This is a genomic window from Microbacterium sp. MYb62, assembly GCF_002979475.1.
Taxonomy (GTDB): Bacteria; Actinomycetota; Actinomycetes; order Actinomycetales; family Microbacteriaceae; genus Microbacterium.
On sequence record NZ_PCOY01000017.1, the window covers coordinates 1 to 24,533 of the forward strand.

The following is a 24,533-nucleotide window of genomic DNA, read 5'->3' on the forward strand; positions in this document are numbered from 1 at the left end:
AGGGCTGGAGTAGGGGGCGGGAGACAGGGCCGCGGGTCAGATCAGCAGATACACCGCACCGACGATCGTGAGCGCGATCACGATGCGGTCGAACACGCGCTGGTTCATGCGACGCGCGACCCGCAGGCCGAGGAGTGCGCCGATCACGACGAGCGGGGCGAGCACGGCATCCATCAGCAGCACGGGCGCCTGGAACAGCCCGAGGCCCGTGAGGAACGGCACCTTGATCACGTTGATGATCGCGAAGAACCACGCGGACGTGCCGAGGAACACCTGCACGGGCGTGCGGGTGGCCAGGAAGTACATCGACATGACCGGGCCGCCCGCGTTGGCGACCATCGTGGTGAACCCGCCGAGCGTGCCGTAGGCGGCCGCGAGCACGAGGCCTCCGGATGCCGGTGCCACGGCATCCGCTCTGCTCTGCCGCCAGCGCCGCCACAGCGTCACGGCGATCATCAGCAGCAGGATCACGCCGATCGCCCGACGCACCACCCCGTCACCGGCGAGCGCGAGGAAGGCGAATCCGACGAGGAGACCGGCGATGACCGCGGGGGCGAGCCGCAGCAGCGTCGGCCAATGCGCGTGACGACGGTAGGCGAACAGCGCGAACAGGTCACCGACCATCAGCAGCAGCAGGGTCGCCGCGGTGGAGGTGCGCGCGGGCAGCACGGCCGCGAACAGGGCGATCGCCAGGATGCTGCCGCCGGGCAGCGCGGTCTTCGAGATGCCGATCGTCACCGCGGCGACGGCGAGAGCCGCCCAGGCCCACGGATCGAGGGCGATCACCGTTCGAGCTCGGTGACGATCGCGTCGTAGCCGCGGGCTGTCGCGAGGTCGATCGGGAGCACGCCGTCACCGTCGGGGATGCCGATGTCGGCGCCGCCGTCGATGAGTGCCCGCACCACGTCGACGTAGGTCGCTGATCCGTCTCCGAGTACGATCGCCTCGTGCAGCGCCGTCCAGTTCAGGTTGTTGACGTGGTTCGGGTCGACGCCCGCCTCGAGCAGGATCTCGATGGTCGAGAGCAGCCCGCGTTCGGACGCCGGGATCAGGGCGGTGCCGCCGAAGCGGTTCGTGCTCTCGAGGTCGGCGCCGTTCTCCAGAGTCAGCAGGAGGATGTCGTCGTGTCCGCGGGCGCCCGCGTAGAGGTAGGCGGAGTCCTGGATGTCATCCTTCGCGTTCACGTCGGCGCCGGCGTCGATGAGGATCCGCGCCGCGTCGACGTGGTTCGCCTTGGTCGCGGCGATCAGGGCCGTCATACCGCCGGCTCCCCGCGCCTCGATGTCCGCGCCCCGGTCGATCGCCGCTCGCACGGACTCGGCGTCTCCGGCCTCGGCGGCGGTGAGCAGCTCGCGAGTGGCGTCGGTCATGGGGGCCTCCTGAGTCGGCGGGGATGAATGCGGTGCCGACGCCGACGACGCCGCCGTGCAGCCGGTCGCGGTCAGCAGGACGGCCACGACGGCGCCGGTGACCAGGATCCGTCGCACACGCATGCGTCCGGTATACCAAACGATGGGGCGTGTGGAAGAATCAGCCCCGCGTGGCGGCGAGCGCGGCGGCGAACCGTGCGGCGCGCTGCTCGATGTCCGCCCAGTCGGATGCCGTGATCGATGCGCTGTTCGCGAGGTCTCCGCCGGCGCCGACCGCCACCGCGCCGGCCGCGAACCAGGCGGCCAGGTTGTCGGGGTTCACGCCGCCCGTCGGCATCAGAGGCGCATCGGGGAACGGTCCGCGCAGGGCACCGAGATAGGACGGGCCGCCGAGGGACGCGGGGAAGATCTTCACGACGTCGACGCCGAGCTCGAGGGCTCCCATGACCTCGCTGGGCGTCATCGCGCCGGTCATCACGACGCGGCCGGTGTCGAGCATGCTGCGCGTGAGGTGGGGGAGGGTGCCGGGGCTGACGAGGAACTCCGCTCCGGCCTCAGCGGCCTCCGCGGCCTGTTGCGCTGTGGTCACGGTTCCGGCGCCGATGTAGGCGGCGTCACCGTGGCGGGAGATGAGCTCGCGGATCACGGCCGGTGCGTCGGGGGTCGAGAAGGTGACCTCGATGCCGGTGACCCCGCCGCGGATGATGGCCTCGGAGGCCTCCAGTGCCAGTTCGGGGGAGGGGGCGCGGAGGACGGCGAGGATCCCGGTGGTGCGGGCGCGGTCGAGACGGTCGGACATGGGGCTCCTTCATCGGGCGGGCTCGTCCATTCTCGCGGGCGCAGCCTGTAACGACAAGTTGATCAGGAGGCGTGCGTGTGCGGCCAGGCCTCGATCAGGTCCTTCGACTCCTTGAGCCCGAGTCCGGTGTGCTCACGGAGCGCCTTGATCGCGACGATCTTCGCGCCGCCGGCGACCAGCTTGTCGATGTCGGACGCCACCGAGGCCGGCAGCTGCGCGCGCACCGACGACGGGATCGGTGCCGTCGGGGTGATCGACGAGCGCGTGGCGGTGGCGTTCGACACCGCCGCGAGGTGCGGGGCCGTGGTGCTGACAGACCAGTGGTCGATGCGGTCCTTCGCCTCTTTCAGACTGACTCCGGAGCGGTCGCGGTACAGCTTGATTGCGTGGATCTTCTGTCCGGCCGCGACGAGCCGGTCGATCTCGGCGACCACGTCGGGGGTCAGGCCGGAGACGGTCGTGGTCGCGGAGGAGGCGGCCACGGAGTGCGACATCGCGGTCGTCGGCGCGTAGGCCGGCGGCTCGGGCAGTTTCGGCCGCGTCTTGCGCAGCGCGATCACGATGATCCAGATGCCGCCGATGATGACGCCGCCGAGGAAGAGGAAGAATCCCAGGAAGAGCCAGGGGAGAGTCTCCCATGCGTCCATCATGGGGGCAGTCTACGGGGCGGTGCCGCCCGCCCCAGGCGCTTCCCATCCGTCACCGCGTACCCTGGAGGGTATGACCGAGACTCCCCGCACGCGCGAGACGCGCCCCGCTGCATCCGCGTCCGCCCCGCAGGGTCGCCCCGCTCAGGGAAAGGTCCGTGAGACCCAGAAGCCACAGGTGCGCCCCGCGACCGAGGGCTGGACCCAGCAGAAGGATGCCGAGGGGCGTCCGCTCCTGCAGTTCGCGAGCCCCAAGCGCGGCAAGCCGCCGGTGCACCTGGCCGACCTGACGCCGGCCGAGCGTGTCGAGAAGGTGAAGGAGCTCGGGCTGCCCGGCTTCCGCGCGAAGCAGCTCTCGACGCACTACTTCCGTCACTACACGTCGGATCCCGAGCAGATGACCGACCTCCCGGCCGACACCCGCGAGCAGCTCGTCGCCGGGATGCTGCCGCCGCTGCTCACCGAGGTGCGGCGCCTCGAGACCGACCGCGGCGACACGATCAAGTTCCTGTGGCGTCTGCACGACGGGGCACTCGTCGAGTCGGTGCTCATGCGCTACCCCGGCCGCATCACGCTCTGCGTGTCGAGCCAGGCCGGCTGCGGCATGAACTGCCCGTTCTGCGCGACCGGTCAGGCGGGTCTGACCCGCAACATGTCGACCGCCGAGATCATCGAGCAGATCGTGCGTGCCAACCGTCTGATCGCCGAGGGCGGCCTCGGTGGCAAGAAGTCCGACGACCACAGCATGGAGCGCGTCTCGAACATCGTCTTCATGGGCATGGGAGAGCCGCTCGCCAACTACAAGCGCGTCATGGATGCGGTGCGGTCGATGGTCGCCCCGCAGCCCGACGGTCTGGGCATGAGCGCCCGCGGCATCACCGTCTCGACGGTCGGCCTGGTGCCCGCGATCAAGAAGCTCGCCGACGAGGGCATCCCCGTCACCTTCGCGCTGTCACTGCACGCCCCCGACGATCACCTGCGCGACGAGCTCATCCCGGTGAACTCGCGCTGGAAGGTCGACGAGGCCCTCGACGCCGCGTACGAGTACTACGCCAAGACCGGTCGTCGCGTCTCGATCGAGTACGCCCTGATCAAGGACATGAACGACCACGCCTGGCGCGCCGACCTGCTGGCCGAGAAGCTCAACCAGCGCGGACGCGGCTGGGTGCACGTGAACCCGATCCCGCTGAACCCGACACCGGGATCGATCTGGACGGCTTCCGAGAAGGATGTGACGAACGAGTTCGTGCGTCGGCTCAACGACGCCGGCATCCCGACGACCCTCCGCGACACCCGCGGCAAGGAGATCGACGGCGCGTGCGGTCAGCTCGTCGCCACGACCGAGGACGAGGCTGCCTCCGCCGCCATGGCCTGAGGCGCAGAGGCGACGGCCTGAGGTGCACCGTCTCGGCGTCCGTCCGCGGCGCCGAGACGTTCGGCGCGGTCGAGCCATCGAGTGATGGTCGCCTCCTTGGCGTCCTTCACGCCGAGCATGCGATGCGTGCGCACCGAGCGGATCCCGCAGAAGCGCATCGTCCCTCGGGCGACGTGGGTCTGGGCGGGGAGCCCGGTGAACGGCACGAAGTACCAGGGTGTGTCCGCGAGCAGCAGCAGGCGGCCGTTGCGCGCCGGCAGCAGCCCCTCGACGAGGCCGAGCTGCGTGTAGCGGTACTCCTGCTGCGGCAGCAGGGCACGGTCGAAGAAGCCCTTGAGCAGGGCGGGGACCGAGCCCCACCACAGCGGCGTCGCGATGACGACCGTGTCGGCGTTCTGCAGCGCGTGCTTCGCGTCGACGAGGTCGGGCTCCAGCGTCATGCGCTCCCGGTAGCCGAAGCGCAGGTTCGGATCGAAGTCGAGGTCGCGGAGGGCGAGCACGCGGGCGTCGCCGTGGGCTTCGGCATAGCGCTGGGCGAGCGCGGCGGTCAGGGAGCGGGCGTCTGGGTGGCCGTCGATCACGAGAGCAGTCATGGCGTTGTTTCCTATCTGGACAGTGTCAAGCTGGTGGACACTGTCAAGATAGGAGAGGATGTTGCTCATGTCAAGTTCGAAGGACGGCTACCACCACGGCGATCTCGCCCGTGCCCTGGAAGATGCCGCGATGCAGCTGCTGGAGCGGATGCCGGCGGCGGAGATCAGCCTGCGCGAGGTCGCACGGGCCGCGAACGTCAGCCACAACGCCCCGTACCACCACTTCTCCGACCGGCTCGGACTGCTCAAGGCGATCGCCGAACGCAGCATGGCCGACCTCCTCGGGCAGGTCCGCGCCGCCGCGGAGAGGGCCGAGACCCCGCGAGCAGCGCTCACCGACGGCGGTTCCGCATACATCCGCTTCGCCGTCGAGCACCCGCACGCGTTCGATGCCGTCTACGACCCGACCGTGTGCGTCCCCGGATCTCCGACTCCGACGATGGCGCCCCTGATCGATGGGCTCGAGGCCGTGCTCGCCGGGGGTGCGGCCGCCGTGGGCCTGGACCGGCCGACCGACGTCGTGGCGCTGTGGGGGCTGATTCACGGACTCGGCACGCTCGCCGCCGCCGGGCACTTCACGCTCGATGAGGGCCTGTCCGCCTACGCCGCCGCCCTCGACCGCCTGCTTCCCGTGGACTGATCCTGCCGCCGTGCGCTTTCGAATCGCGCAACCGGTTCGAAATCGGGCCCGGATCGAGCCACGTGCGCGATTCGAGACCCGAGGGGACACCCCTCAACCTGTGAGTCGCTCAAAGGACTCTTCCACGCGATGCACAGGCGACCTTTCGTAGATTGTTCGGATGCCCTATTCCGCCCATCGACCGGGTCGCTACGACTCGCAGGGTCGGATCATCCTCGACAGCGAACCCGACGCCGTCACGGATGACCTCGACTTCCTGCGCGAGTTCGAGCCCACCGGCACCGACGACGCCACCCGCGAGGCGCCCGAGTCCGCGCCGTCGGAGGCGACCCCGATCGCCGATGCCATCGCCGCCGAAGCGCCCGCTGCGGAAGAGCCCGCCGCGGTGAAGGCACCGCGTGAGCCGCGGGTCCGCAAGCCCCGCAAGACGCGTGCGCCGCGCACTCCCGGTTCGCGCGCACGGACCCTCGCGATCCTCGGCGGCGCGGAAGGCGAGATCCTCGACCGCGTCCCCGGCGAGACGCCCCGCTTCGTGCAGATGTTCTTCGTGCTCGCCGGCACCGCGCTCGTCTCCGCGATCTCGATGCTCTTCGCGCTCACCACCGGCGTGCAGGCCGCCGTGTGGCTGGCCGTGCCGCTGGCGCTCGTGTGGGCGCTCATCATCTTCAACCTCGATCGCTTCCTCACCTCGACCATGAGCTCGACGAGGAACGTGTGGCGGCTCATCGGTCTCGCGATTCCTCGAGTGATCATGGCCGCGATCATCGGCTTCGTCGTGGCCGAGCCGCTCGTGCTGCAGATCTTCCACAACGACATCGCCCGGGAGGTCGCCTCCACCAACATCACGCAGTCGCAGTCCGACCAGGAGGCGCTCGAGACCGGGCCGGAGAAGATCGCCCTCGATGCGGCATCCGCCAAGGTCGCCGAGCTCGAGAACCAGGCGGCCACCGGCATCGTCGCGGGAACCGACTCGTCGTCGGCGACCGAGTCCGCGGCGCAGGCCACGGTCGACGATGTGACGGCGAAGATGACCGCGCAGCAGGCCGTGATCGACCAGGCGCGCGTGCTCTACCAGTGCGAGCTGACCGGTGAGGGTGCCGGCACGGTTCCCGGCTGCACCGGCGTCAACGGCCAGGGCGCCAGCTCGGATGCCGCCCAGGCGCAGCTCGCCGAGGCCCAGCAGACCTATGACGCGCTCGCCGCGCAGCTGCGCACCGCCAACGACGAGCTCGCCGCCGCCGGCACCGCCGCGAAGGAGAACACCTCGTCGTCGGAGACGCAGAACCGCGAGCAGGCGAAGTCGCAGCTGCCGACCGCCCGCGATTCCTACGACCAGGCGCTCGCCGCGTACAACGCGAGAGCGGATGCCGTGGCGCAGGGCAACGCCGGAGCGGTGGGGCTGCTCAGCCAGATCAGCGGACTGAACCGATTGAGCGAGAAGGAGCCCTCGATCCTGTGGGCGCACATCCTCATCGCGGCGCTGTTCTTCATGATCGAACTGCTCCCGGTGCTGGTGAAGGTGCTCACGAGCTACGGCGACCCGAGCCTGTACGAGAAGGCCGCCGCGATCCGCAAGCAGGTCGCGCTCGACCGGGTGACGGCCGAGGGCTTCCGCGACCGCGCCGACATCGTGACGACTCCGACCCCTCCCTCCCCTCCGTCCGCTCCGTCTGCTCCGTCGGCTCACGCGACCTGACGCTGCGGCTTTCCTTCCGCTCGCGGTTTCGGTCGTCCGCTCACGAGATGAGCGGCAGGAACTGCGACCGGAAGGAGGACGTCGGCGATCACGGAGTCGGGACGGTGCGGGGCCGCCAGGGTCAGGGAGCGGATCAGGGCGACGGTCGACGGGGTGCGCGACCACTGCTCGCCGGTGAGCGCGGACTCGATCAGAGCCAGCGGAAACTGCAGTGCCGGGTCGTGCTGACGGGAGTCGTCGCTGAGCCATTCGATGAGCTCGGCGATGGTCCAATAGGGATCGATTGGCCCAAGATCGGTGGCGAGGGTGGTCAATGGCTTGTCCATTGGTCCAGAATCAGTTCTCATGAGCACGGATGACAGGGCCAATGGGTGGCCACTGGACCACCGATCGGCCACGGATGGCGCTTCGTCGCTCGTGCGTGCCGGGGACGTCTCTTCCGATGCGCTCTCGGCGCGGCTCGGCCGGTGGACGCATGGCGACGGCACGCTCGCGACCCGTCTCGCCCGCGGCATCGAGGCCCTGATCGCGAGCGGCGAACTGCGTCCCGGTGACCGTTTGCCGGCGGAACGCACACTCGCCGCCGCGAGCTCCGTCTCCCGGGGCACGGTCGTGGCCGCATACGCGGACCTCGCCGAACGGGGTGTCGTCGAGCGGCGACAGGGGAGCGGCACCCGCATCACCGGTGTCGCGGCGTCCGTCGTGCCCCCATCGCGACCGGGCAGGGGCGAGGCGCTGTTCTCGGCCCTCCCGAACGCCATCGATCTGCTGCGCACGGTGCCGCAGATCTCCGAACTCGGCGTCCAGCTCATCCGCGACCACAAGCCGCGGCTCGATCTCGCGCTGCTGCCCGAGGCGGACCCGGCCGGGCTTCCGGCGCTGCGTACGCTCATCGCCGACATGTACACCGCGGAGGGGACGCCCACCACGCCCGAGCAGATCCTCGTCACCCACGGGGCGCAGCAGGCCATCAGCCTCGTGGTCAACGCGCTCGTGGGACCGGGCGACATCGTGCTCGCGGAGGAGATCACCTGGCCGGGCGCCAGCGACTCGGTGGGGCTCCGCGGTGGCACGATGCACGGCATCCCGATGGGCCCCGACGGGCTCGACGTCGGCGCGCTCGAGCAGGCGCTCGCTCGCCTGCGTCCCGTGCTCGTCGCCCTCAACCCGCATCACCAGAACCCCACGGGCACGCGCCTGCCCGCCGCGGCACGGCACCGCGTCGCCGAGCTCGCCGCGCAGTACGGCGTTCCCGTCATCGAGGACCGGGTGCTCGCCGGCATCGCCTTCGACGGCGTGGTGGCGCCCACGCTCGCCGCCGAACGTGCGGATGCCCCGATCATCGTCGTCGAGTCGGTGTCGAAGTGGGTGTGGGCGGGGCTCCGCATCGGCTGGCTGCGCGCCGATCCCGTGCTCGTGCGCCGCCTGCGCGGTGCGCGGCAGCTCGCCGACCAGTCCACGAGTGTGCCGGGGCAACTGCTCGCGCTCGACCTGATCGCCCGTGCCGACGACCTCCGCCGCGCGAACAGCCGCATCCATCAGGAGCGGCTGCGGCTGCTGCAGAGTCTGATGGCCGAGCACCTTCCCGACTGGACGGCCGAGCCGCCCCGGGGCGGGCTCTCGCTGTGGGTGCGGGTGCCTGCGGGGTCGGCTGCCGCGCTCGTCAGGGTCGCGGCGGCGCACGGGGTCTCGATCGCCGGAAGCGCGGCGTTCGCGGTGGCCGAATCGCCCGACGACCACATCCGCATCCCCTTCACCGCACCCGACGACGCGCTCGCCGAGGGTATCCGCCGGCTCGGGGCCGCCTGGCGCGAGTATCGGGAGACTCTCGGGATGTCTTCCTAGGATGACCCGCATGACTCGGCTGCGGCATCGGACCCTGCGGATCCAGACCGTAGGGATCTCGATCGCCGGCGTGCTCGCCGTCACGGCCTACGCCGTGCTCGCCGCGATGCAGATCCTGGTGTGGACGCCGCTCGCGGCCGCCCCGGGGCTCACCCTCGAACAGATCAGAGGCGAGCTGAGCGGAGCGGGCGAGTCCATGAACGAGGGCATGACCATCGCGATCGTCGGTGTGGGGGTCGTGCTCGCGCTCGCCCTCGGCGTGATCGCGGTGACGGCGCGTGCCGCTCCGATGATCGCGGCGGCCGGATTCCTGAGTCTGCTCATGTTCGGAGCGCCGGGCTTCTTCGTCGCCTCGTTCGGCCCGGGCATGGCGCTGGCGGACACCTTCATGATCTCGGCGGGCGTCCACCTCCCCGGGGTGAGGGTGTTCTACGCGATCAGCGCCCTGGCGGCGCTGCTCCTGGCGATGGGCGGGATCGTCGCCGTGATCCGCGCCCGATCCGCGCCCGCGCCGGCCTGACCCGATCCCGCATCCGGCCCCACCGTCGGAGGCAGCCAGTAGCGTTGATCCATGGTCAACTATCGCTATCTCGGCAACAGCGGTCTCAAGGTCTCGGAGATCACCTACGGCAACTGGGTCACCCATGCCTCGCAGGTCGGCGACGATGCCGCCGTGAAGACCGTGCATGCCGCGCTCGACGCCGGGATCACCACCTTCGACACCGCCGACACCTACGCCAACACGGCGGCCGAGGTCGTGCTCGGCAAGGCACTGGAGGGTCAGCGCCGTGAGGGGCTGGAGATCTTCACGAAGGTCTACTTCCCGACCGGTCCCAAGGGTCCGAACGACACCGGCCTGAGCCGCAAGCACATCTTCGAGTCGATCAACGGTTCGCTGCAGCGCCTCGGCACCGACTACGTCGACCTGTATCAGGCGCACCGCTTCGACTACGAGACCCCGCTGGAGGAGACGTTCCAGGCCTTCGCCGACGTCGTCCGTCAGGGCAAGGCGCTCTACATCGGCGTCTCGGAGTGGACGGCCGAGCAGCTGCGCGACGGGCACGCTCTCGCCAAGCAGCTCGGCATCCAGCTCATCTCGAACCAGCCGCAGTACTCGATGCTGTGGCGTGTGATCGAGGGCAAGGTCGTTCCGGCGTCGGAAGAACTCGGCATCTCGCAGATCGTCTGGTCGCCGATGGCGCAGGGCGTGCTCAGCGGCAAGTACCTGCCCGGTCAGCCGGTGCCGGAGGGCTCGCGCGCGACCGACCCGCACAGCGGCGCCGACTTCATCAAGAGCTTCCTGCAGGACGACATCCTCACCGCCGTCCAGCGCCTGAAGCCCATCGCCGAGCAGGCCGGGCTCTCGATGCCGCAGCTCGCGATCGCCTGGGTTCTGCAGAACCCGAACGTGGCGGCGGCCCTGGTCGGAGCCTCGCGTCCCGAGCAGCTCGCCGAGACCGTCAAGGCCTCGGGCGTCAAGCTCGACGCCGACACGATGGCTGCCATCGACACGGCCCTCGGCGACACGGTCAACCACGACGCCGAGAACACGTACTCGGTGTCGCCGAAGTCCCGCCTGGTCTGACGCATCCAGGTCTGACGCATCCTCGTCTGACGCACCACACGAAGAAGGCCGCCGTTCCTCGAAACGGCGGCCTTCTCGCTGCGCGATTCGAGTATTACTCCTTGACGGCGCCGGCGGTCAGGCCCTGCACGATCCAGCGGCTCGCGAGTGCGAACATCGCCATGGTCGGCAGGATCGTCAGGACGGCCGCGGCGCTCATGGAGCCCCAGTCGATGTTGAACGTCGAGATGAAGCCGTTCAACGCCGACGGGACGGTGCGGTTCGCGTCGGTGTTCATCAGCACGACTGACAGGAACAGTTCGTTCCAGCAGTTCACGAAGTTGAAGATGAACGCCGCGATGATGCCGGGGGTCATCACCGGGACCAGCACCCGGAACAGGGCGCCGAGGCGTGAGCATCCATCGATCATCGCCGCCTCTTCGAGCGCATCGGGCACGTTCTCGAAGAAGCCGCGGAGCATCACCGTCGAGAAGGGGATGCAGATCGCGATGTAGACGAGGATCAGGCCGGGCTTGGTGTCGACCAGGCCCAGGTCGGTCATCATCGAGTACAGCGGGCCGAGCGCGATGAACGCCGGGATCATCTGCGTGAGCAGGAACGCGATCAGGACCGCGCCCTTTCCGCGGAACTCGAACCGGGCGAGCACGTAGGCGCTCAGCAGGGCGATGAGCGTCGCCACCGCCCCGCCGACGACGGCGACCAGGGCGGAGTTGCCGAGGAAGACGCCGAACGAGCTCTTCTGGAACAGGCTGATGTAGTTCTCGAGCGACGGCTCGCTCGGCCAGTACTCGATCGGGAAGCGGTTGATCGTGCCCGGCGACTTGATCGACGTCAGCGCGATCCAATACAGCGGGAACAGCGTGATCACGAGCCAGAGTCCGAGACCCACGACGCGGACGACGCCGCCGATCGTGACGCGCGGCTTCGGGCGTGGGGCGGATGCCGGATCCGGCACGGTGATGCGGCGGGTCTCGGTGATCGAGGAGCCCGTTCGCGAGGCGTCTGTCATGGTCATCGCTGCACTCTCCGCATCGCCATCAGGTAGAACGCGCAGAACACGAACAGGACGGCCATCACGATGAGGCCGATCGCGCTCGCGAAGCCGTAGTTGCCCTGCTGGGTGTAGTTGATCATCCAGGTCGTGATGATGTGCGTCTGGTTGGCGGGGCCGCCGTTGGTCATCGCGTAGATGATGTCGGGGAAGTTGAAGATCCAGATCACCCGCAGCAGGATCGTCAGCAGCAGCGTCATCGAGATGTACGGGATGATGATCGAGAACAGCTGCCGGAACTTACCGGCGCCGTCGAGGCTCGCCGCCTCCAACATCTCGTCGGGAACCGACTGGAGGGCCGCGAGGATCATGATCGCGAAGAACGTCACCCCGTACCAGACGTTGGCGACGATCACCGCGAACATCGCGAGCTTCGGGTCGGCCAGCCAGGGGAGAGGCGCGTCGATCAGCCCGACCTTCATGAGCAGGTCGTTGACCACGCCGAACTCGGCGTTGAACATCCAGCGGAACAGCATGCCGATCAGGAAGCCCGACACCGCCCACGGGAAGAACACCAATGCCTGGTAGAGGCCCCGGAAGCGGAACCTCTTGCGCAGAGCGAGCGCGATCAGGAACCCGATGACGAGCTGCGGCACGAGCGAGCCGACGACCCACAGCACCGAGTTCCATGCCACGGTCGGGAAGGCCGGATCGCGGAACACCGCGAGGAAGTTGTCGAAGCCCACGAACGGCGTCGAGGTGAGGTCCCACAGGTTCCAGTCGTGGAAGGCCATGCGCGCGCCCTGCAGCATCGGCCAGTAGGTGAACCAGCAGACGAAGACGATCGCCGGCGCGAGGAACGCCAGCAGCGTCCACGCCTGACGGCCGCGGAACGGGCGTCGGCGGGATGCCGGGGAGGCCCCGACGGCTGCCTGCTGCGAAGCAGTGCCGACGGAGCCTCCCTCAGGAGCGATGCGGGCCACAGGTCAGCCCTTTTCCGCGGCGTACTTCTCGGTCCAGAACGCATCCCACGAGGCCAGCAGGTCGCTGGTCGACATGTTGCCCAGCAGCACGTTCTGCACGTCCTGGTCGGACTTCTGGATCCACTCGGTCCACCAGCTGACCCCTCGCGGCTGCCGGACGTTGACGTAGGTCTCCGGGTCGTCGGTCATCGTGACGTAGCTCGTCCAGGGGCCGGAGGCGTAGAACTCGTCGTCCGCGGCGGCGGAGATGATCGGCACCAGGCTGTTGGCCTGCGCGAACTCGGTGGCCGGCTCGGCCGACGAGAGGAACTCGACCAGCTTGACGGCCGCCTCCTTGTTCTCGCTGGCCTCCGCCACGCCCCAGCCGGCGACGGCCAGCGGCTGCGCCGCCTTGCCGGACGGGCCGACGAGCAGCGGGGCGGTGTCCCACTGGTCCTCGGTCAGTGAGGAGTCCTGCACGGTCGCGATGACCTCGGGATCCTGCAGCAGGAACGCGGTGGTGCCGTTCGTGAAGCCGGCGACCATCTCGGGATAGCCCCACGAGACGGCCGAGGGCGGAGAAGCTTCCTTGAACAGGTCGAAGTAGTCGTCCACGGCATCCTGCGCCTCGGGGGCGGCGAAGATCGTCGAGCCGTCTTCCATCAGGAAGGCGTCGTCGACGTCGAGCCCGTCGATCGTGTACGCCTCGATGGCCGCGACCACGTTGCTGTTGGCGTTCTGGCCACCGCGGAACGCGTAGCCGTAGATGTTGTTCGACGGGTCCTGGATCGTGCTCGCCTGCTCCAGAAGGTCCTTCCAGCTGTGCGGCGGACCGTCGAAGCCCGCGTCCTTCACGAGGTCGGTGCGGTAGAACAGCGACAGCCCGTAGAAGCCGTAGGGCACGAAGTAGCTCTTGCCGTCGGCGGCGACCGAGGCGGACTGGGCGTTGTCGGTCAGGGCATCCCAGCCGTCCCACTTCTCGAGGTCGGGGGCGAGATCGTACAGCCAGCCGTTGTTGGCGAACGGTCCGACCGTGATGTCACGGACCTCGAGCACGTCGACGCCCTTGCCGGACTGCAGCATCTGCTGGATCTTCGCATCGGCCTGCTCGGTGGGCGGCGAGACGAGGTTGACCGTGATCTTCGGGTTCGCCTTCTCGAAGTCGTCGAGCAGCCCGCGCAGGAGCTCGGTGCGGGCGGGGTTGGTCAGACTCTCGACCATCTGCAGGGTGACGGTGCCGTCGGCGGACGGGCCGGAGCTTGCGGAACAGCCGGTGAGAGCGAGGACGGCGACGGTGCCGAATCCCGCTGCGGTCGTCAAGATCTTGTTCTTCACGATGTGCCTCTCGGTTGGGGTGGGGGTGTTGCGGTCGGGCGGGCGGACGGATGCGGTCAGGGAAGGATCAGGGAGTCGGCGCGGCGGATGCCGGCGCGGCTCAGGATCTGCGGGATGCAGCGCTCGACGAAGGCCTCGTAGTCGGCGGCCTCGTTGTAGAGATGCGCGGACAGACGGAAGTAGCCGATGCCGCGGAAACTCGTGAAGGCCGTCTCGACCCCGACCTCGTCGAGCAGGTCCATGCGCAGGGCATCGGCTTCTTCGCGCGTCGCGCCGAGTCCGAGCGGAAGACGCACGAGACGCATCGACGGCACCGGTGAGGGGAGTGGGGTCAGGGGGTCCTCGTCGCCGTACGGGCGCAGTGCTTCGGCGATCAGCTCGGCGCCGGCATCCGCGATCTCCGCCATCGCCATGCGCGCCGCCGCCCAGCCGAACTCGTCCTCGATGAAGTCGATGGCGGTCGGGGTGGCCAGGTACGTCGTGGCGTCGATCGTGCCCTGGGTGTCGAAGCGGGAGGGGTACGGCTCGCGCGCGGCCCAGGAGTCGATGAGCGGCCAGAGCTCGTCGCGGTCGGGCGCGGACGTGACCAGCAGGGCGGATCCGCGCGGGGCGCAGGGCCACTTGTGCAGGTTGCCGAACCACCAGTCGCCGCCCGCGACCGCGGCCGCATCGGGGATGAGGCCGGGGGCATGGGCGCCGTCGACGAGCGTGCGCACGCCCCGTTCGGCCGCCGCGTCGGCGATGCGTCGAGTGGGCAGCAGCCGGGCGGTGGGCGAGGTGATCTGGTCGATGACGAGCAGGCGGGTGCGGGGTGTGAGCTCGTCGACGAAGAGCTGCACGATCTCGTCGTCGGAGGAGAGCAGGGGAAGGGCGACGGTGCGCACGCGTGCGCCGAAGCGGCGGGCGAGGCGCTCGGCTCCCATCGTGATGGCGCCGTAGCCCTGGTCGGTCACCAGGATCTCGTCGCCGGTCTCGAGCTGCAGGGCGTTGTAGACGACGGTCGCGGCTGCGGACGCATTGGGCACGAACGCAGTGTCCTCCGCGCGGGCACCGACGAACGGGGCGGTGCGCTCGCGGGCCTCCTGCACGCGTTCGGCGATGCGCGGGAACCACTCGACCGGGCTGAGGTCCGCGCGACGGCGCAGGGCATCCTGGTGCTCGACGACGACGGACGGGACCGCGCCGAAGGATCCGTGGTTGAGGTGGATCACTGCCGGGTCGAGGGGCCAGGCGTCGCGCGCTCGCATGCCGGAGTTCAGCGTGAGCGGTGCGGGGAACAGCGGTGCGGGCATCGATCCTCATCGGTGAGTGGGGCGAGTTGTTGCACAACTTTGCCACACGCCGCCCATTACTGCCACGAAAACGCGAAGATGAAACATAGTTGTCATACGAGTTTGACGAGACTCCTCGTTCCGACAGACTCGCAGAGGAATCGGCGGAGCCCGATCGGCGGAGTCAGGGAGGATCACGATGGGCGCACTGGACACGGCGCTGCACGGGTTGCGAGCCCTGATCGCCGACGGCACGCTGCGACCGGGAGACCGGCTGCCGAGCGAAGGCGAGCTCTGCGAACGACTCGGCGTCTCACGCGGATCGCTCCGCGAGGCGATCCGGATGCTCGCCGCGCTGGGCGTGCTCGACACGCGCCACGGCTCCGGCAGCTACGTCAGCGAGCTGCGTGCCGCCGACCTGATCGGCAGCCTGTCGCTCACGGTCGGGCTGCTGCCGATGGCGGGGGTGCTCGAACTCACCGAGCTGCGCCGGGTGCTCGAACCGCATGCTGCCGCGCTCGCCGCCGCGCGCATCGACGAGGAGACCGTGAAGTCGTTGGACCGCGTGCTCGACGAGATCGAGGCGACCACCGACTTCGAGGAGCAGTCCCGGCTCGACCACGAGTTCCACATGGCGATCTCCGGCGTCGCGGGGAACGAGGCGCTGACCAGTCTGATCGACGTGCTGCGTTCGCGGTCACGCGCCTACCGGATCTCCGAGCCCGACGATGCGGCAGAGCTCAAGGTGCATTCCGATGCCGGTCACCGCGCGATCCTGCGTGGCCTCGCCGCGGCGGATCCGGTCGCCGCGAGCGCCGCCGCCTCGGCCCACGTCGCGTACACGGAGTACTGGGTGCGGCGATACTCCGGCCTCGAGGACTGAGCCCGTGGGGAGACCTCAGTAGAGCGTGATGTCGACCTGGATCTCGGTTGCGATGCGTTCGAGGTCGGCACGCAGGGCGTCGAGATCGACGGAGGCGGGGACCTTCGCGGTGACCGACGCTTCGAACAGGCGCCCTCCGGCCATCGCGGCATCTCTGGTCTCGGTCGCCAGCTCTTCGATGCTCAGCGCGTGCGCACTCAGAACGCCGGAGACCTCGCGCACGATGCCGGGTCGGTCGTTGCCGAGCACCTGGATCTCGAGCAACTGGTCATCGTCGGAGGCGGCGTCCGGGGTGCCTGTGAGCACGGCGAGGGTGAGCATCCCCTGACCCTGGAGGCCGCGCAGGGCGGACGTCAGTTCGGCTTCCTTGTCGTCGGCGACCGAGATCTCGATCACGCCCGCGAACGTGCCGGCGAGCTCCGCCAGCGAGCTGTTCTCCCAGTTGCCGCCGTGCGCATCCACGACATCGGCGACGGCGGCCACGAGGCCAGGACGGTCTGCACCCGCGACGGTGAGGATCAGAGTAGTCATGCGGCCAGCGTAGCCCGCAGCCCTCACTCCACCCAGGCGCCGGACTCCAGGAAACCTTCGAGTCGCGCGCGGTGCGGGAGAAGGTCCCAGCCTTGAGCTCTGACCCACTCGTCGGAGTAGTAGGTGCCGGCGTAGCGGACGCCGCTGTCGCAGATCAGGGTCACGACGCTGCCGGTCTCGCCCGCGGCCCGCATCCGGGCGATGAGCTGGAACGCGCCGTAGAGGTTGGTGCCCGTCGACCCGCCCGCCCAGTGCAGGGTGCGCTCGCGCAGCAGCCGGATCGCGGCGATCGAGCCGGCATCGGGCACACGGATCATCTCGTCGATCACGGTCGGCACGAACGAGGCCTCGACCCGGGGCCGTCCGATGCCTTCGATGCGACTCGGGTGTCCGGCCGGCGCATCCACCGTTCCGGCCCAGCCGTCGTAGAACGCCGATCCCTCCGGGTCGACGACGGCGACCCTGGTGTCGTGCATCCGGTACTTCACGTACCGTCCGAACGTCGCGCTCGTGCCGCCGGTGCCGGCGCCGACGACGATCCAGGTGGGGATCGGATGCCGCTCCTGCGCGAGCTGGCTGAACACGCTCTCGGCGATGTTGTTGTTGCCGCGCCAGTCCGTGGCGCGCTCGGCGAACGTGAACTGGTCGAGGTAGTGGCCGCGGCAGTCGGACGCCAGGCGCTGCGCCTCGGGCGACATGTCCTCCGCGCGGTCGACGAAGTGGCAGGTGCCGCCGTAGAACTCGATGAGGTCGATCTTCTCCTGCACGGTCGATCGGGGCACGACCGTGATGAACGGCAGCCCCAGCATCCGGGCGAAGTACGCCTCGGAGACGGCAGTCGATCCGCTCGACGACTCCACGAGCGTGGTGTCCTCCCTGATGCGCCCGTTGACCAGGCCGTAGAGGATGAGCGAACGCGCGAGGCGGTGCTTGAGGGAGCCCGTCGGGTGCACGGACTCGTCCTTGAGGTAGAGGTCGATGCCCCACTCGGGCGGCAGCGGGAAGAGGTGCAGGTGCGTGTCGGCGCTGCGGTTGGCATCGGCTTCCAGCAGGGCGATCGCGGTGCTGGTCCAGTCGCTCATGCCCTCGACACTACCGGCCGCTCAGCCGGAGGCTCTGACCGATCACGCGGCGGCGGGATGCTCCGGGCCGAGGTGGGTGGAGGTCGGCTCGCCCGCCCCGTCGCCCTTGAGCTCGATGAGGATCGTGTGTGTTGGCGTCGTGCCGGTGTTCTCACCGGAGTGGCGCTGCGCGGGCAACCAGACGGCCTGCCCGGCGGCGAGGACGGTGTCGAAGGTGCGCTCGCCCAGGCTGAGGCGCCGGGAGAAGTCACTGAGGGTGACCAGGATGCTGTTCGGATGGTCGTGCGGCGTCGTCTCGTCGCCGGGCTCGTCGGTGTAGTCGAGCACGCGGACGTGCTCGTTTTCCCAGAGCGTGCGGTAGTGATCGGGGTTCGTGAGGGTGGGATCGTCGGTGATCATGCGGTGACGGTACACCCGGCGCGCTAGCGCCGACAGGGTCTCCTCAGCCGACCGTCCCGGCGCGGGACGCCCCGCCGTCGCCGTCGACGTGCAGGAGTGAGGCCTGCGACTGCTCCTGCTGCAGCTGGAACTCGAAGCGCGAGCGGTCGCCGCGGTGGTAGGCGATGAAGTACTCGATGGGGGTGCCGTCGGAGCTGCGGCTGATGCTGCGCAGACGCAGCAGGGCCGAACCGGCGCTGACACCCAGGTGCTGCGCCTGTTCGTGCGTGGCCACGGTCGCCTCTGCCGAGCGCACGCCGTGCGTCGCGACGATGCCGTTGTCGGCGAGCAGTCGGTACAGTGAGCCCTCGGTCAGGTCGGCGCCGAGTGTCACGGAGCCGGTGGCCTCCGGCATCCACGTCGTCGACAGCGACCATGGCTCTCCGTCGACATGGCGCAGGCGCTCCAGGACGACGACGGGCGAGCCGACCGGCACCTCCAGGGCGCGCGCGACCTCCTCATCGGCCGTCGTCTGCTCGTGCCGCAGCACGTCGCTGTGCACGTGCCCGCCACGACGCTCGACGTCGTCGTACAGACCCACGAGCGTATGGACCAGGCTCTCGCTCGTGCGGGGGCGGGAGACGAAGGTGCCCTTGCCCTTCACGCGCTCGACGAGCCCCTCGTGTTCGAGCTGGGCGAGCGCCTGGCGCACGACGGTGCGCGAGATGCCGTACCGCTCGCACAGACGGTGCTCGCCGGGCAGCGGGTCGCCGGGCTGCAGGCCGTCGCGGGCGATGCCGTCGATGATCAACTGGCGCAGCTGGTCGTACATGGGTGCGGCGGAGTGGCGGTCGATCGCGTCGTCGATGGTGGTCATCAGTACGCCACCCCCGCGTGCAGGATCACGTTCGCGTAGGGGGTGAACTCGCCCGAGCGCACGAACGCGCGGGCCCCGTGGGTGCGCTTCTTGAACTCGACATGAGGGATGAGCTCGATCTCGAACCCCATGCCGGCAAACCGTTCCCGCAGCGCCGTGAGTACCTCTGGACTCTTCTCGGCGACCTCGGCCGAGACCGTCGCCCCCTCGACCACCATCTCGGCGAGCACGGTGTCGAGCACGTCGAGGAAGGCCGGGGCGCCAGGGCGATAGGCCAGGTCGATGCGCTCGGAACCGGCGGGGATGGGCAGGCCCGCATCGGTGACGACGAGCAGGTCGGTGTGCCCGGTCTCGCTGATCACGCGGGACAGCGCGGGATTGATCGTGGTGGTCGTCTTGCGCATGTGTCTCCTCGGTTCTCCGCGTGCCCGGTTCGCAGGTTCGGTTCGTCGGTTCGGTTCGTCGGTTCAGTTCGTGACGGTGGCGGGCGTGCGCTCCGCCAGGAAGGCGTCGACCTCGGCCCGGTGCGGGAGGCTCGGCGAGGCGCCCTGCTTCGTCACGGTCAGCGCGCCGGCGGCGGTCGCCAGGCGCACGGCATCGGCCAGACTGCTGCCGTTCGCGAGCGCCGCGCCGAGGTAGCCCGCGTAGGCGTCGCCCGCAGCGGTGGTGTCGACCGCGGTGACCGGGAACGGCGGGACCACGGATGCGCCCTCGGTCGTGACGACGCACGACCCCTGGCCGGCGAGGGTGATCACCGCGGCGCCGACACCCTGGGCGAGGAACCAGCGTCCGGCGCGCTCGGCCGACGCGGCATCCGTCACCTCGATGCCGCTGATCAGCGTCGCCTCGGTCTCGTTCGGGGTGACGATGTCGACGTTCCGCCAGATCTCGGGGTCGAGCTCGGCGGCCGGTGCCGGGTCGAGGATCACGGTCATACCGTGCTCGCGCCCCCGTGCGGTGATGTGCGCGGTGAGCGCGGAGGGCGTCTCGAGCTGGGTGAGCAGCACCGAGGCCGTGGGGGCGAGCGCCGCGAGTGCCTCGTCGATCTGCGCTGCGTGCAGCGCGGCGTTGGCGAGCGGCACCATGACGATGTCGTTCTGCGCCGAGGAGTCGACGCGGATGTGCGCGACGCCGGTGGGGCCGGGGACCGTGCGCAGGTGCGCCAGGTCGACACCGGCGGTGGTCAGCCCGTCGACGACCAGGTCGTGGAACAGGTCGTCCCCCACGCAGCCGACGAAGCTGGTTCGTGCCCCGGAGCGTCCGGCCGCGACAGCCTGATTGGCGCCCTTGCCGCCGAGCATGAGGGTGAACTCGTCGCCGAGGATCGTCTCGCCCCTGGCGGGGAGCCGCCGGGAGAAGGTGGTGACGTCGGCTGTGACGCTGCCGACGATCACGACGCCGGAACGGTCCTCGGGGTGTGCGGGGGTCATCTCGCTCCTGATCTTCCTCGACGGCAGGCGTCGCCGACGCTTTGACAGACCGCGGTGGCTGTCATTACATTAGCCGAATCCGCACCTGTAACGACAGGTTGTCCGCGAGGAGACCCCGATGAACCCGATCGCGCCACGCCTGTACGTCGACAGCGCCGATGTCGACCGCGTCTCCCGGCTTCTCGCCGCGGGCGTGGTGCACGGCGTCACCACGAACCCGACCATCCTCGAACGTGGGGGCCGCACCGCCGCGGAGATCCCCGATCTCTATGCCCGGTGGGAGTCGGAAGGGGCGCGAGAGATCTTCTTCCAGACCTGGGGCGGCGACACGGACGCGTTCCTCCGCAACGCCGAGGGCATCCGCGCGCTGGGCGATCGGGTGGCCGTGAAGGTGCCGGCGACGGCCGCGGGCTTCGCCGCCGCATCCGCTCTCGTGCGCGACGGCGCGACGGTGCTCGTCACCGCCGTGTACTCGGTGGCCCAGGCGCTCGCGTGCGCCTCGATCGGCGCGCAGTACATCGCGCCGTACCTCGGACGGATGCGCGATGCGGGTCTCGACGGCGATGCCGTGATCGCCCGGATGCAGGCCGTGTGCGCGGGGAGCGGCTCGAACGTGCTCGCCGCGTCGCTGCGGTCACCCGACGACATCACGGGGCTGCGTCTTGCCGGAGTGCCCTACTTCACGGCCGCACCCGACGTACTCGACCGGGTGCTCTTCCACGAGGTGAGCGACAGCTCGGCGGCGGAGTTCGACGCCGCGATGGTGCGCCTGGGGGCGTGAGGCCCGCGGGGCGGTCGTCGGCGGGTCAGCTCGTAGCGGCCTGACGCAGCCAGCGCTCGACACCGGCGATGTGCGCGGTGGCCAGCGACGTCGCGAGGGAGGAGTCGTGCTGGGCGATCGCGTCGGCGATGGCCCGGTGCTCCGACAGGGTGCGCTCGACCGCGCCGCCCTCGGTGAGGCCGCGCCAGACGCGCGCACGGACCGTCTGACTGCTCAGGTGCTCGATCAGACTCGCGAGATACGCGTTGCCCGACATCGCGACGATCTCGCGATGGAACCGGATGTCGTGGTCGACCAGAGCTTCGATCGTGACCGCCGCATCGATGGAATCGACCTCGTCCTGCAGCTCGGAGATCTGCTCGTCCGAGCCGAGCGTGGCCGCCAGGCCCGTCGCCTGCGACTCCAGCATGCGGCGCACCGCGAAGATCTCGAGCATCGAGTCGTCGTCGTGCATGTCGACGACGAACGAGATCGCCTCCAGCAGCAGGTGCGGTTCCAGGCTCGTCACGTAGGTGCCGTCGCCCCGGCGCACGTCGAGGACCCGGATGACCTCCAGCGCCTTGACCGCCTCGCGCATGGAGCTGCGCGAGAGGCCGAGCCGTTCGGACAGTTCCTTCTCGGGGGGAAGCCGGTCGCCGGGGGCGAGCTCGCCCGCCACGATCATCGCCTTGATCTTCTCGATCGCCTCGTCGGTGACTGCCATGGCGTCATCCTAGCGATTGATCGGATGTCTGCGGCAGGATGGTGCCATGCGCGTTCTCGATTCACATCTGCACCTCTGGGACCCGGAGGTTCTGACGTACACCTGGCTCGAAGGGCCGATGGCATACCGGTTCGCCGACCTGGAGCTCGAGCATGCCCGCCTGCCGCAGGCCGAGCGGGAGACATCCGTGTTCGTGCAGGCGGAAACCGCGGAGGACGATTTCCTCCGCGAGGTGCGCTGGGTCGCAGGCCTCGCCCCCGCACTCGGCATCGGGGGGATCGTCGGCGGCATCCGCCTCGACCGGGGAACCGACACGGTCGCGCACCTCGAGGGACTCATGGCCGAGCCCCTCGTCGTGGGCGTCAGGCACAACCTGCAGGGTGAGCCGGACGGGCTGGCGGTCTCGGCCGCCTTCGTCACCGGTGCCAGGGAGGTCGCGGCCCGCGACCTGGCCTTCGATGCGTGCGTGCGCGCCGATCAGCTCCCCGAGATCGCCCGATTCGCCGGAGCGATCCCGGAGTTGCGGATCGTGCTCGACCACCTCGGCAAGCCCGCCGTCGGCACGGCGGCGGCTCCGCTCCCACCCTCGGCGGAGTGGGCGCGCGACCTCGCCGAGCTGGCCCGCCATCCGCACACCTTCTGCAAGCTCTCGGGTCTGCCGGGCGAGGCCGGAGGGGAGTGGGGTGCCGAGCAGCTGGAGCCGTTCCTCGACGTGGCGGCCGATGCGTTCGGTGTCGAGCGGCTGATGTGGGGGAGCGACTGGCCGGTCTCGGCGATCGGTCCCGCCGAGCCCGGCGACCCGCACGCGCCGGAGGACGGGTCCGCGACCTACCAGCCGACCGCGCGATCGCGCTGGGCCGACACCGTTATCGCCTGGGCGGAGGCGCGCGGCCACGACCTCGACGCGCTCCTGTGGCGCAACGCCGAGCAGTTCTACCGCACCGCTCAGCCGCGGGAGGTGCCGTCGGACGAGGCTCCGCGCTCCGGCATCCGGGGCTGGCTCCGCGGCCATCGCGGCTGAGCGTCGTCTCTCCGGCGCTGGCCTCTGCGCTGCTGGCGACCGGAACGTGCGTGAGTTGGTGTGAGCTACTCCGCGCGCAGGCGCAGCTGGGCCATGCCGCCGTCGACCTCGATGAAGGTTCCGGTGGTCGAGCCGGCGGCCGGACTCACGAGGTAGGCGACCGCGGCGGCGACCTCGTCGGGGCTGACGAGGCGTCCGTGCGGCTGGCGCGCTTCGAGGGCCGCGCGTTCGGCGGCGGGGTCGACGGCCGAGTCGAGCAGTCGCCCGACCCACGGGGTGTCGGCGGTGCCGGGGTTGACCGCGTTCACGCGGATGCCCTCGCGCAGGTGATCGGCGGCCATGGCGCGGGTGAGGGCCGAGACGGCTCCCTTCGATGCGCTGTAAAGTGCGCGCTGCGGAAGCCCGGTGGTCGAGGCGATGGATGCCGTGTTGCACACCGCGGCGGACGGCGACTTCCGCAGCCACGGGAGGGCGGCCGAGGTGACGCGGGCGATGCCGGTGACGTTGACCGAGAGCACGCGGGCCCATTCGTCGTCGTCGTTCGCGGTGATGTCGCCCTGTGCGCCGATGCCGGCGTTGTTGACGACGATGTCGATGCGTCCGAACCTCTCGGCGACGGCGGCCACCGCGGCGTCGACGCTCGCGCGGTCGGAGACATCGGCCGTGAAGGCGGCGAAGGCGGGATCGGCGGCGGCGGTGTCGCGGTCGAGGACTGCGATGGTCGCCCCGTCGGTGTGCAGACGCTGCGCGATCGCCGCGCCGATTCCGGATGCTCCGCCGGTGACGATCGCCACCAGTCCGTTCAGACCGTCCTGTCCGTTGACCGTGCTCACTTCTGGGCCTCCCATGCCACGAATTCCTGCCGCTGACGGCCGAGGCCGTCGATCTCGATCTCGACCACGTCGCCGGCGGCGAGGTAGGGGTACTTCCCCGACAGGGCGACGCCCTGCGGGGTGCCGGTGAGGATCAGGTCGCCGGGCTCGAGCGTCACGTACTGCGAAAGGTGATGCACGAGGTGCTCGATCGTGAAGATCATGTCGCTCGTGTTCGAGTCCTGCCGCGGCTCACCGTTCACGAAGCTGCGAAGTCCGAGCGCTTGGTGGTCGACCTCGTCGGGGGTGACCAGCCACGGACCGGTCGGGTTGAAGCCGGGGGCGATCTTGCCCTTCGCCCACTGCCCGCCCGAGACGGTCATCTGGAAGTCGCGCTCGGAGACGTCGTTCGCGGCGACGAAGCCGGCGATGTGGGCGAGTGACTCCTCAGGGGAATCGAGGTACGCGGTGCGGGTGCCGATCACGATGCCGAGCTCGACCTCCCAGTCGGTCTTCTCGCTGCCGCGCGGGATGGTCACGGCATCATTCGGGCCGACCACGGTGTTCGGCGTCTTGAGGAAGAGGATCGGGATGGTCGGCGGCTCCGAGCCCGACTCGGCCGCATGGGCCGCATAGTTCATGCCGATGCAGATCACAGCGCTCGGGCGGGCGATCGGGGCGCCGATGCGCATGTTCGCGGCATCCGCGAGCTCCGGGAGCTCTCCGGCATCGCGGGCGGCCGCCACACGGGAGGCGAAGTCGCTCTCGAGGAAATCGCCGTTCACATCGGATGTTACGGAGCGGAGGTCGAGGTATCGGTCGCCCTCCACGAGGACGGGGATCTCATTCCCGGGGGTGCCGAGCCGCGCGAACTTCATGTTTCTCCTGATCGGTCGGTGGGCCGCCACGACGCGGCTGGTCTCGTT

At 69.7% G+C, this 24,533-nt stretch carries 28 protein-coding genes; 9 read left to right on the forward strand and 19 right to left on the reverse strand.

What is annotated here, in order from left to right; translation table 11 throughout:
* Positions 1–36: 36 nt before the first annotated feature.
* From CQ042_RS14875 to CQ042_RS20830, 4 genes are all read right to left on the reverse strand, one after another.
* Complete coding sequence (locus CQ042_RS14875) at positions 37–786, reverse strand: sulfite exporter TauE/SafE family protein (RefSeq protein WP_105671236.1); 750 nt, start codon at positions 784–786, stop codon at positions 37–39.
* Complete coding sequence (locus CQ042_RS14880) at positions 783–1,370, reverse strand: ankyrin repeat domain-containing protein (protein ID WP_258132267.1); 588 nt, start codon at positions 1,368–1,370, stop codon at positions 783–785. Before CQ042_RS14880 ends, CQ042_RS14875 begins: the two co-directional genes overlap by 4 nt.
* A 160-nt stretch (positions 1,371–1,530) precedes the next feature.
* Positions 1,531–2,169: a bifunctional 4-hydroxy-2-oxoglutarate aldolase/2-dehydro-3-deoxy-phosphogluconate aldolase gene (locus CQ042_RS14885; RefSeq protein ID WP_105671238.1), complete on the reverse strand. Its 639-nt coding sequence runs from the start codon at positions 2,167–2,169 to the stop codon at positions 1,531–1,533.
* A gap of 62 nt (positions 2,170–2,231) precedes the next feature.
* The gene (locus CQ042_RS20830; RefSeq protein ID WP_374954472.1) at positions 2,232–2,819 is read right to left on the reverse strand and encodes a ribosomal protein L7/L12; all 588 of its coding nucleotides are present in this window, start codon (positions 2,817–2,819) and stop codon (positions 2,232–2,234) included.
* Positions 2,820–2,889: 70 nt separating this feature from the next.
* On the opposite strand from CQ042_RS20830, the gene rlmN reads away from it, so the two are divergent.
* Positions 2,890–4,191, forward strand: a complete 1,302-nt coding sequence (gene rlmN, locus CQ042_RS14895) for a 23S rRNA (adenine(2503)-C(2))-methyltransferase RlmN (protein WP_181157586.1) — start codon at positions 2,890–2,892, stop codon at positions 4,189–4,191.
* Here the strand turns inward: rlmN and CQ042_RS14900 are convergent.
* Positions 4,140–4,784 carry an NAD(P)H-dependent oxidoreductase gene (locus CQ042_RS14900; protein WP_105671239.1) on the reverse strand — a complete coding sequence of 215 codons (645 nt, stop codon included), beginning with the start codon at positions 4,782–4,784 and terminating at the stop codon, positions 4,140–4,142. The genes rlmN and CQ042_RS14900 overlap by 52 nt on opposite strands.
* A 67-nt stretch (positions 4,785–4,851) precedes the next feature.
* Between CQ042_RS14900 and CQ042_RS14905 the strand changes: the two genes are divergently transcribed.
* Entirely contained in the window at positions 4,852–5,424 is a 573-nt protein-coding gene (locus CQ042_RS14905; protein WP_105671240.1) for a TetR/AcrR family transcriptional regulator, read from the forward strand.
* Between the two features lie 160 nt (positions 5,425–5,584).
* Positions 5,585–7,120 (forward strand): DUF4407 domain-containing protein, encoded by a 1,536-nt coding sequence (locus tag CQ042_RS14910; protein WP_105671241.1) that lies wholly within the window; start codon positions 5,585–5,587, stop codon positions 7,118–7,120.
* Here CQ042_RS14910 and CQ042_RS14915 read toward each other — a convergent pair.
* Positions 7,108–7,446 carry a hypothetical protein gene (locus tag CQ042_RS14915; protein ID WP_105671242.1) on the reverse strand — a complete coding sequence of 113 codons (339 nt, stop codon included), beginning with the start codon at positions 7,444–7,446 and terminating at the stop codon, positions 7,108–7,110. The genes CQ042_RS14910 and CQ042_RS14915 overlap by 13 nt on opposite strands.
* 19 nt (positions 7,447–7,465) lie before the next feature.
* Here CQ042_RS14915 and CQ042_RS14920 point away from each other — a divergent pair, with 19 nt between their 5' ends.
* From CQ042_RS14920 to CQ042_RS14930, 3 genes are read left to right on the forward strand one after another with little or no spacing between them, the layout of a single operon-like run.
* On the forward strand, positions 7,466–8,965 hold the full coding sequence (locus CQ042_RS14920; RefSeq protein ID WP_258132268.1) for a PLP-dependent aminotransferase family protein: 1,500 nt from the start codon (positions 7,466–7,468) through the stop codon (positions 8,963–8,965).
* Positions 8,966–8,975: 10 nt separating this feature from the next.
* Positions 8,976–9,485 carry a hypothetical protein gene (locus CQ042_RS14925; RefSeq protein ID WP_105671244.1) on the forward strand — a complete coding sequence of 170 codons (510 nt, stop codon included), beginning with the start codon at positions 8,976–8,978 and terminating at the stop codon, positions 9,483–9,485.
* A 51-nt stretch (positions 9,486–9,536) separates the two neighbouring features.
* Positions 9,537–10,550, forward strand: coding sequence for an aldo/keto reductase family protein (locus CQ042_RS14930; RefSeq protein WP_105671245.1), 1,014 nt, complete (start codon positions 9,537–9,539; stop codon positions 10,548–10,550).
* Positions 10,551–10,644: 94 nt separating this feature from the next.
* On the opposite strand, the gene CQ042_RS14935 is transcribed toward CQ042_RS14930, so the two are convergent.
* The 4 genes from CQ042_RS14935 to CQ042_RS14950 are packed head-to-tail and all read right to left on the reverse strand — an operon-like array spanning position 10,645 to position 15,130.
* Entirely contained in the window at positions 10,645–11,565 is a 921-nt protein-coding gene (locus CQ042_RS14935) for a carbohydrate ABC transporter permease (RefSeq protein ID WP_219844868.1), read from the reverse strand.
* The gene (locus CQ042_RS14940; protein WP_105671246.1) at positions 11,562–12,524 is read right to left on the reverse strand and encodes a carbohydrate ABC transporter permease; all 963 of its coding nucleotides are present in this window, start codon (positions 12,522–12,524) and stop codon (positions 11,562–11,564) included. The genes CQ042_RS14935 and CQ042_RS14940 overlap by 4 nt, the downstream gene beginning before the upstream one ends.
* 3 nt (positions 12,525–12,527) lie before the next feature.
* Entirely contained in the window at positions 12,528–13,838 is a 1,311-nt protein-coding gene (locus tag CQ042_RS14945) for a sugar ABC transporter substrate-binding protein (protein WP_105671247.1), read from the reverse strand.
* A gap of 56 nt (positions 13,839–13,894) precedes the next feature.
* Complete coding sequence (locus tag CQ042_RS14950) at positions 13,895–15,130, reverse strand: aminotransferase class V-fold PLP-dependent enzyme (protein ID WP_105671248.1); 1,236 nt, start codon at positions 15,128–15,130, stop codon at positions 13,895–13,897.
* 178 nt (positions 15,131–15,308) lie between these two features.
* On the opposite strand from CQ042_RS14950, the gene CQ042_RS14955 reads away from it, so the two are divergent.
* The gene (locus CQ042_RS14955) at positions 15,309–15,992 is read left to right on the forward strand and encodes a FadR/GntR family transcriptional regulator (RefSeq protein WP_105671249.1); all 684 of its coding nucleotides are present in this window, start codon (positions 15,309–15,311) and stop codon (positions 15,990–15,992) included.
* Positions 15,993–16,007: 15 nt separating this feature from the next.
* Here the strand turns inward: CQ042_RS14955 and CQ042_RS14960 are convergent, their stop codons facing one another.
* The 6 genes from CQ042_RS14960 to CQ042_RS14985 all read right to left on the reverse strand — a co-directional run bounded on the left by CQ042_RS14960 (position 16,008) and on the right by CQ042_RS14985 (position 20,290).
* Positions 16,008–16,523: a glycine cleavage system protein R gene (locus tag CQ042_RS14960; RefSeq protein ID WP_105671250.1), complete on the reverse strand. Its 516-nt coding sequence runs from the start codon at positions 16,521–16,523 to the stop codon at positions 16,008–16,010.
* Between the two features lie 23 nt (positions 16,524–16,546).
* The gene (locus CQ042_RS14965; RefSeq protein WP_105671251.1) at positions 16,547–17,605 is read right to left on the reverse strand and encodes a PLP-dependent cysteine synthase family protein; all 1,059 of its coding nucleotides are present in this window, start codon (positions 17,603–17,605) and stop codon (positions 16,547–16,549) included.
* 42 nt (positions 17,606–17,647) lie between these two features.
* Positions 17,648–18,004, reverse strand: a complete 357-nt coding sequence (locus CQ042_RS14970; RefSeq protein WP_105671315.1) for a cupin domain-containing protein — start codon at positions 18,002–18,004, stop codon at positions 17,648–17,650.
* Positions 18,005–18,047: 43 nt separating this feature from the next.
* A complete protein-coding gene (locus CQ042_RS14975; protein ID WP_105671252.1) occupies positions 18,048–18,860 on the reverse strand; it encodes a GntR family transcriptional regulator in 813 nt (270 codons plus the stop codon).
* Complete coding sequence (gene rbsD / locus CQ042_RS14980; RefSeq protein ID WP_105671253.1) at positions 18,860–19,264, reverse strand: D-ribose pyranase; 405 nt, start codon at positions 19,262–19,264, stop codon at positions 18,860–18,862. The genes CQ042_RS14975 and rbsD overlap by 1 nt, the downstream gene beginning before the upstream one ends.
* A 63-nt stretch (positions 19,265–19,327) precedes the next feature.
* Entirely contained in the window at positions 19,328–20,290 is a 963-nt protein-coding gene (locus tag CQ042_RS14985) for a ribokinase (RefSeq protein ID WP_105671254.1), read from the reverse strand.
* Between the two features lie 118 nt (positions 20,291–20,408).
* On the opposite strand from CQ042_RS14985, the gene CQ042_RS14990 reads away from it, so the two are divergent.
* On the forward strand, positions 20,409–21,071 hold the full coding sequence (locus tag CQ042_RS14990) for a transaldolase family protein (RefSeq protein ID WP_105671255.1): 663 nt from the start codon (positions 20,409–20,411) through the stop codon (positions 21,069–21,071).
* A gap of 25 nt (positions 21,072–21,096) precedes the next feature.
* Here the strand turns inward: CQ042_RS14990 and CQ042_RS14995 are convergent, their stop codons facing one another.
* Positions 21,097–21,774: a FadR/GntR family transcriptional regulator gene (locus CQ042_RS14995; RefSeq protein ID WP_105671256.1), complete on the reverse strand. Its 678-nt coding sequence runs from the start codon at positions 21,772–21,774 to the stop codon at positions 21,097–21,099.
* Between the two features lie 46 nt (positions 21,775–21,820).
* On the opposite strand from CQ042_RS14995, the gene CQ042_RS15000 reads away from it, so the two are divergent.
* Positions 21,821–22,795: an amidohydrolase gene (locus CQ042_RS15000; RefSeq protein ID WP_105671257.1), complete on the forward strand. Its 975-nt coding sequence runs from the start codon at positions 21,821–21,823 to the stop codon at positions 22,793–22,795.
* A 65-nt stretch (positions 22,796–22,860) separates the two neighbouring features.
* Here the strand turns inward: CQ042_RS15000 and CQ042_RS15005 are convergent, their stop codons facing one another.
* Together CQ042_RS15005 and CQ042_RS15010 are read right to left on the reverse strand one after the other, a co-directional pair.
* A complete protein-coding gene (locus CQ042_RS15005) occupies positions 22,861–23,628 on the reverse strand; it encodes an SDR family NAD(P)-dependent oxidoreductase (RefSeq protein ID WP_374954473.1) in 768 nt (255 codons plus the stop codon).
* Positions 23,625–24,485, reverse strand: a complete 861-nt coding sequence (locus CQ042_RS15010; protein ID WP_105671259.1) for a fumarylacetoacetate hydrolase family protein — start codon at positions 24,483–24,485, stop codon at positions 23,625–23,627. Before CQ042_RS15010 ends, CQ042_RS15005 begins: the two co-directional genes overlap by 4 nt.
* Positions 24,486–24,533 lie beyond the last annotated feature (48 nt).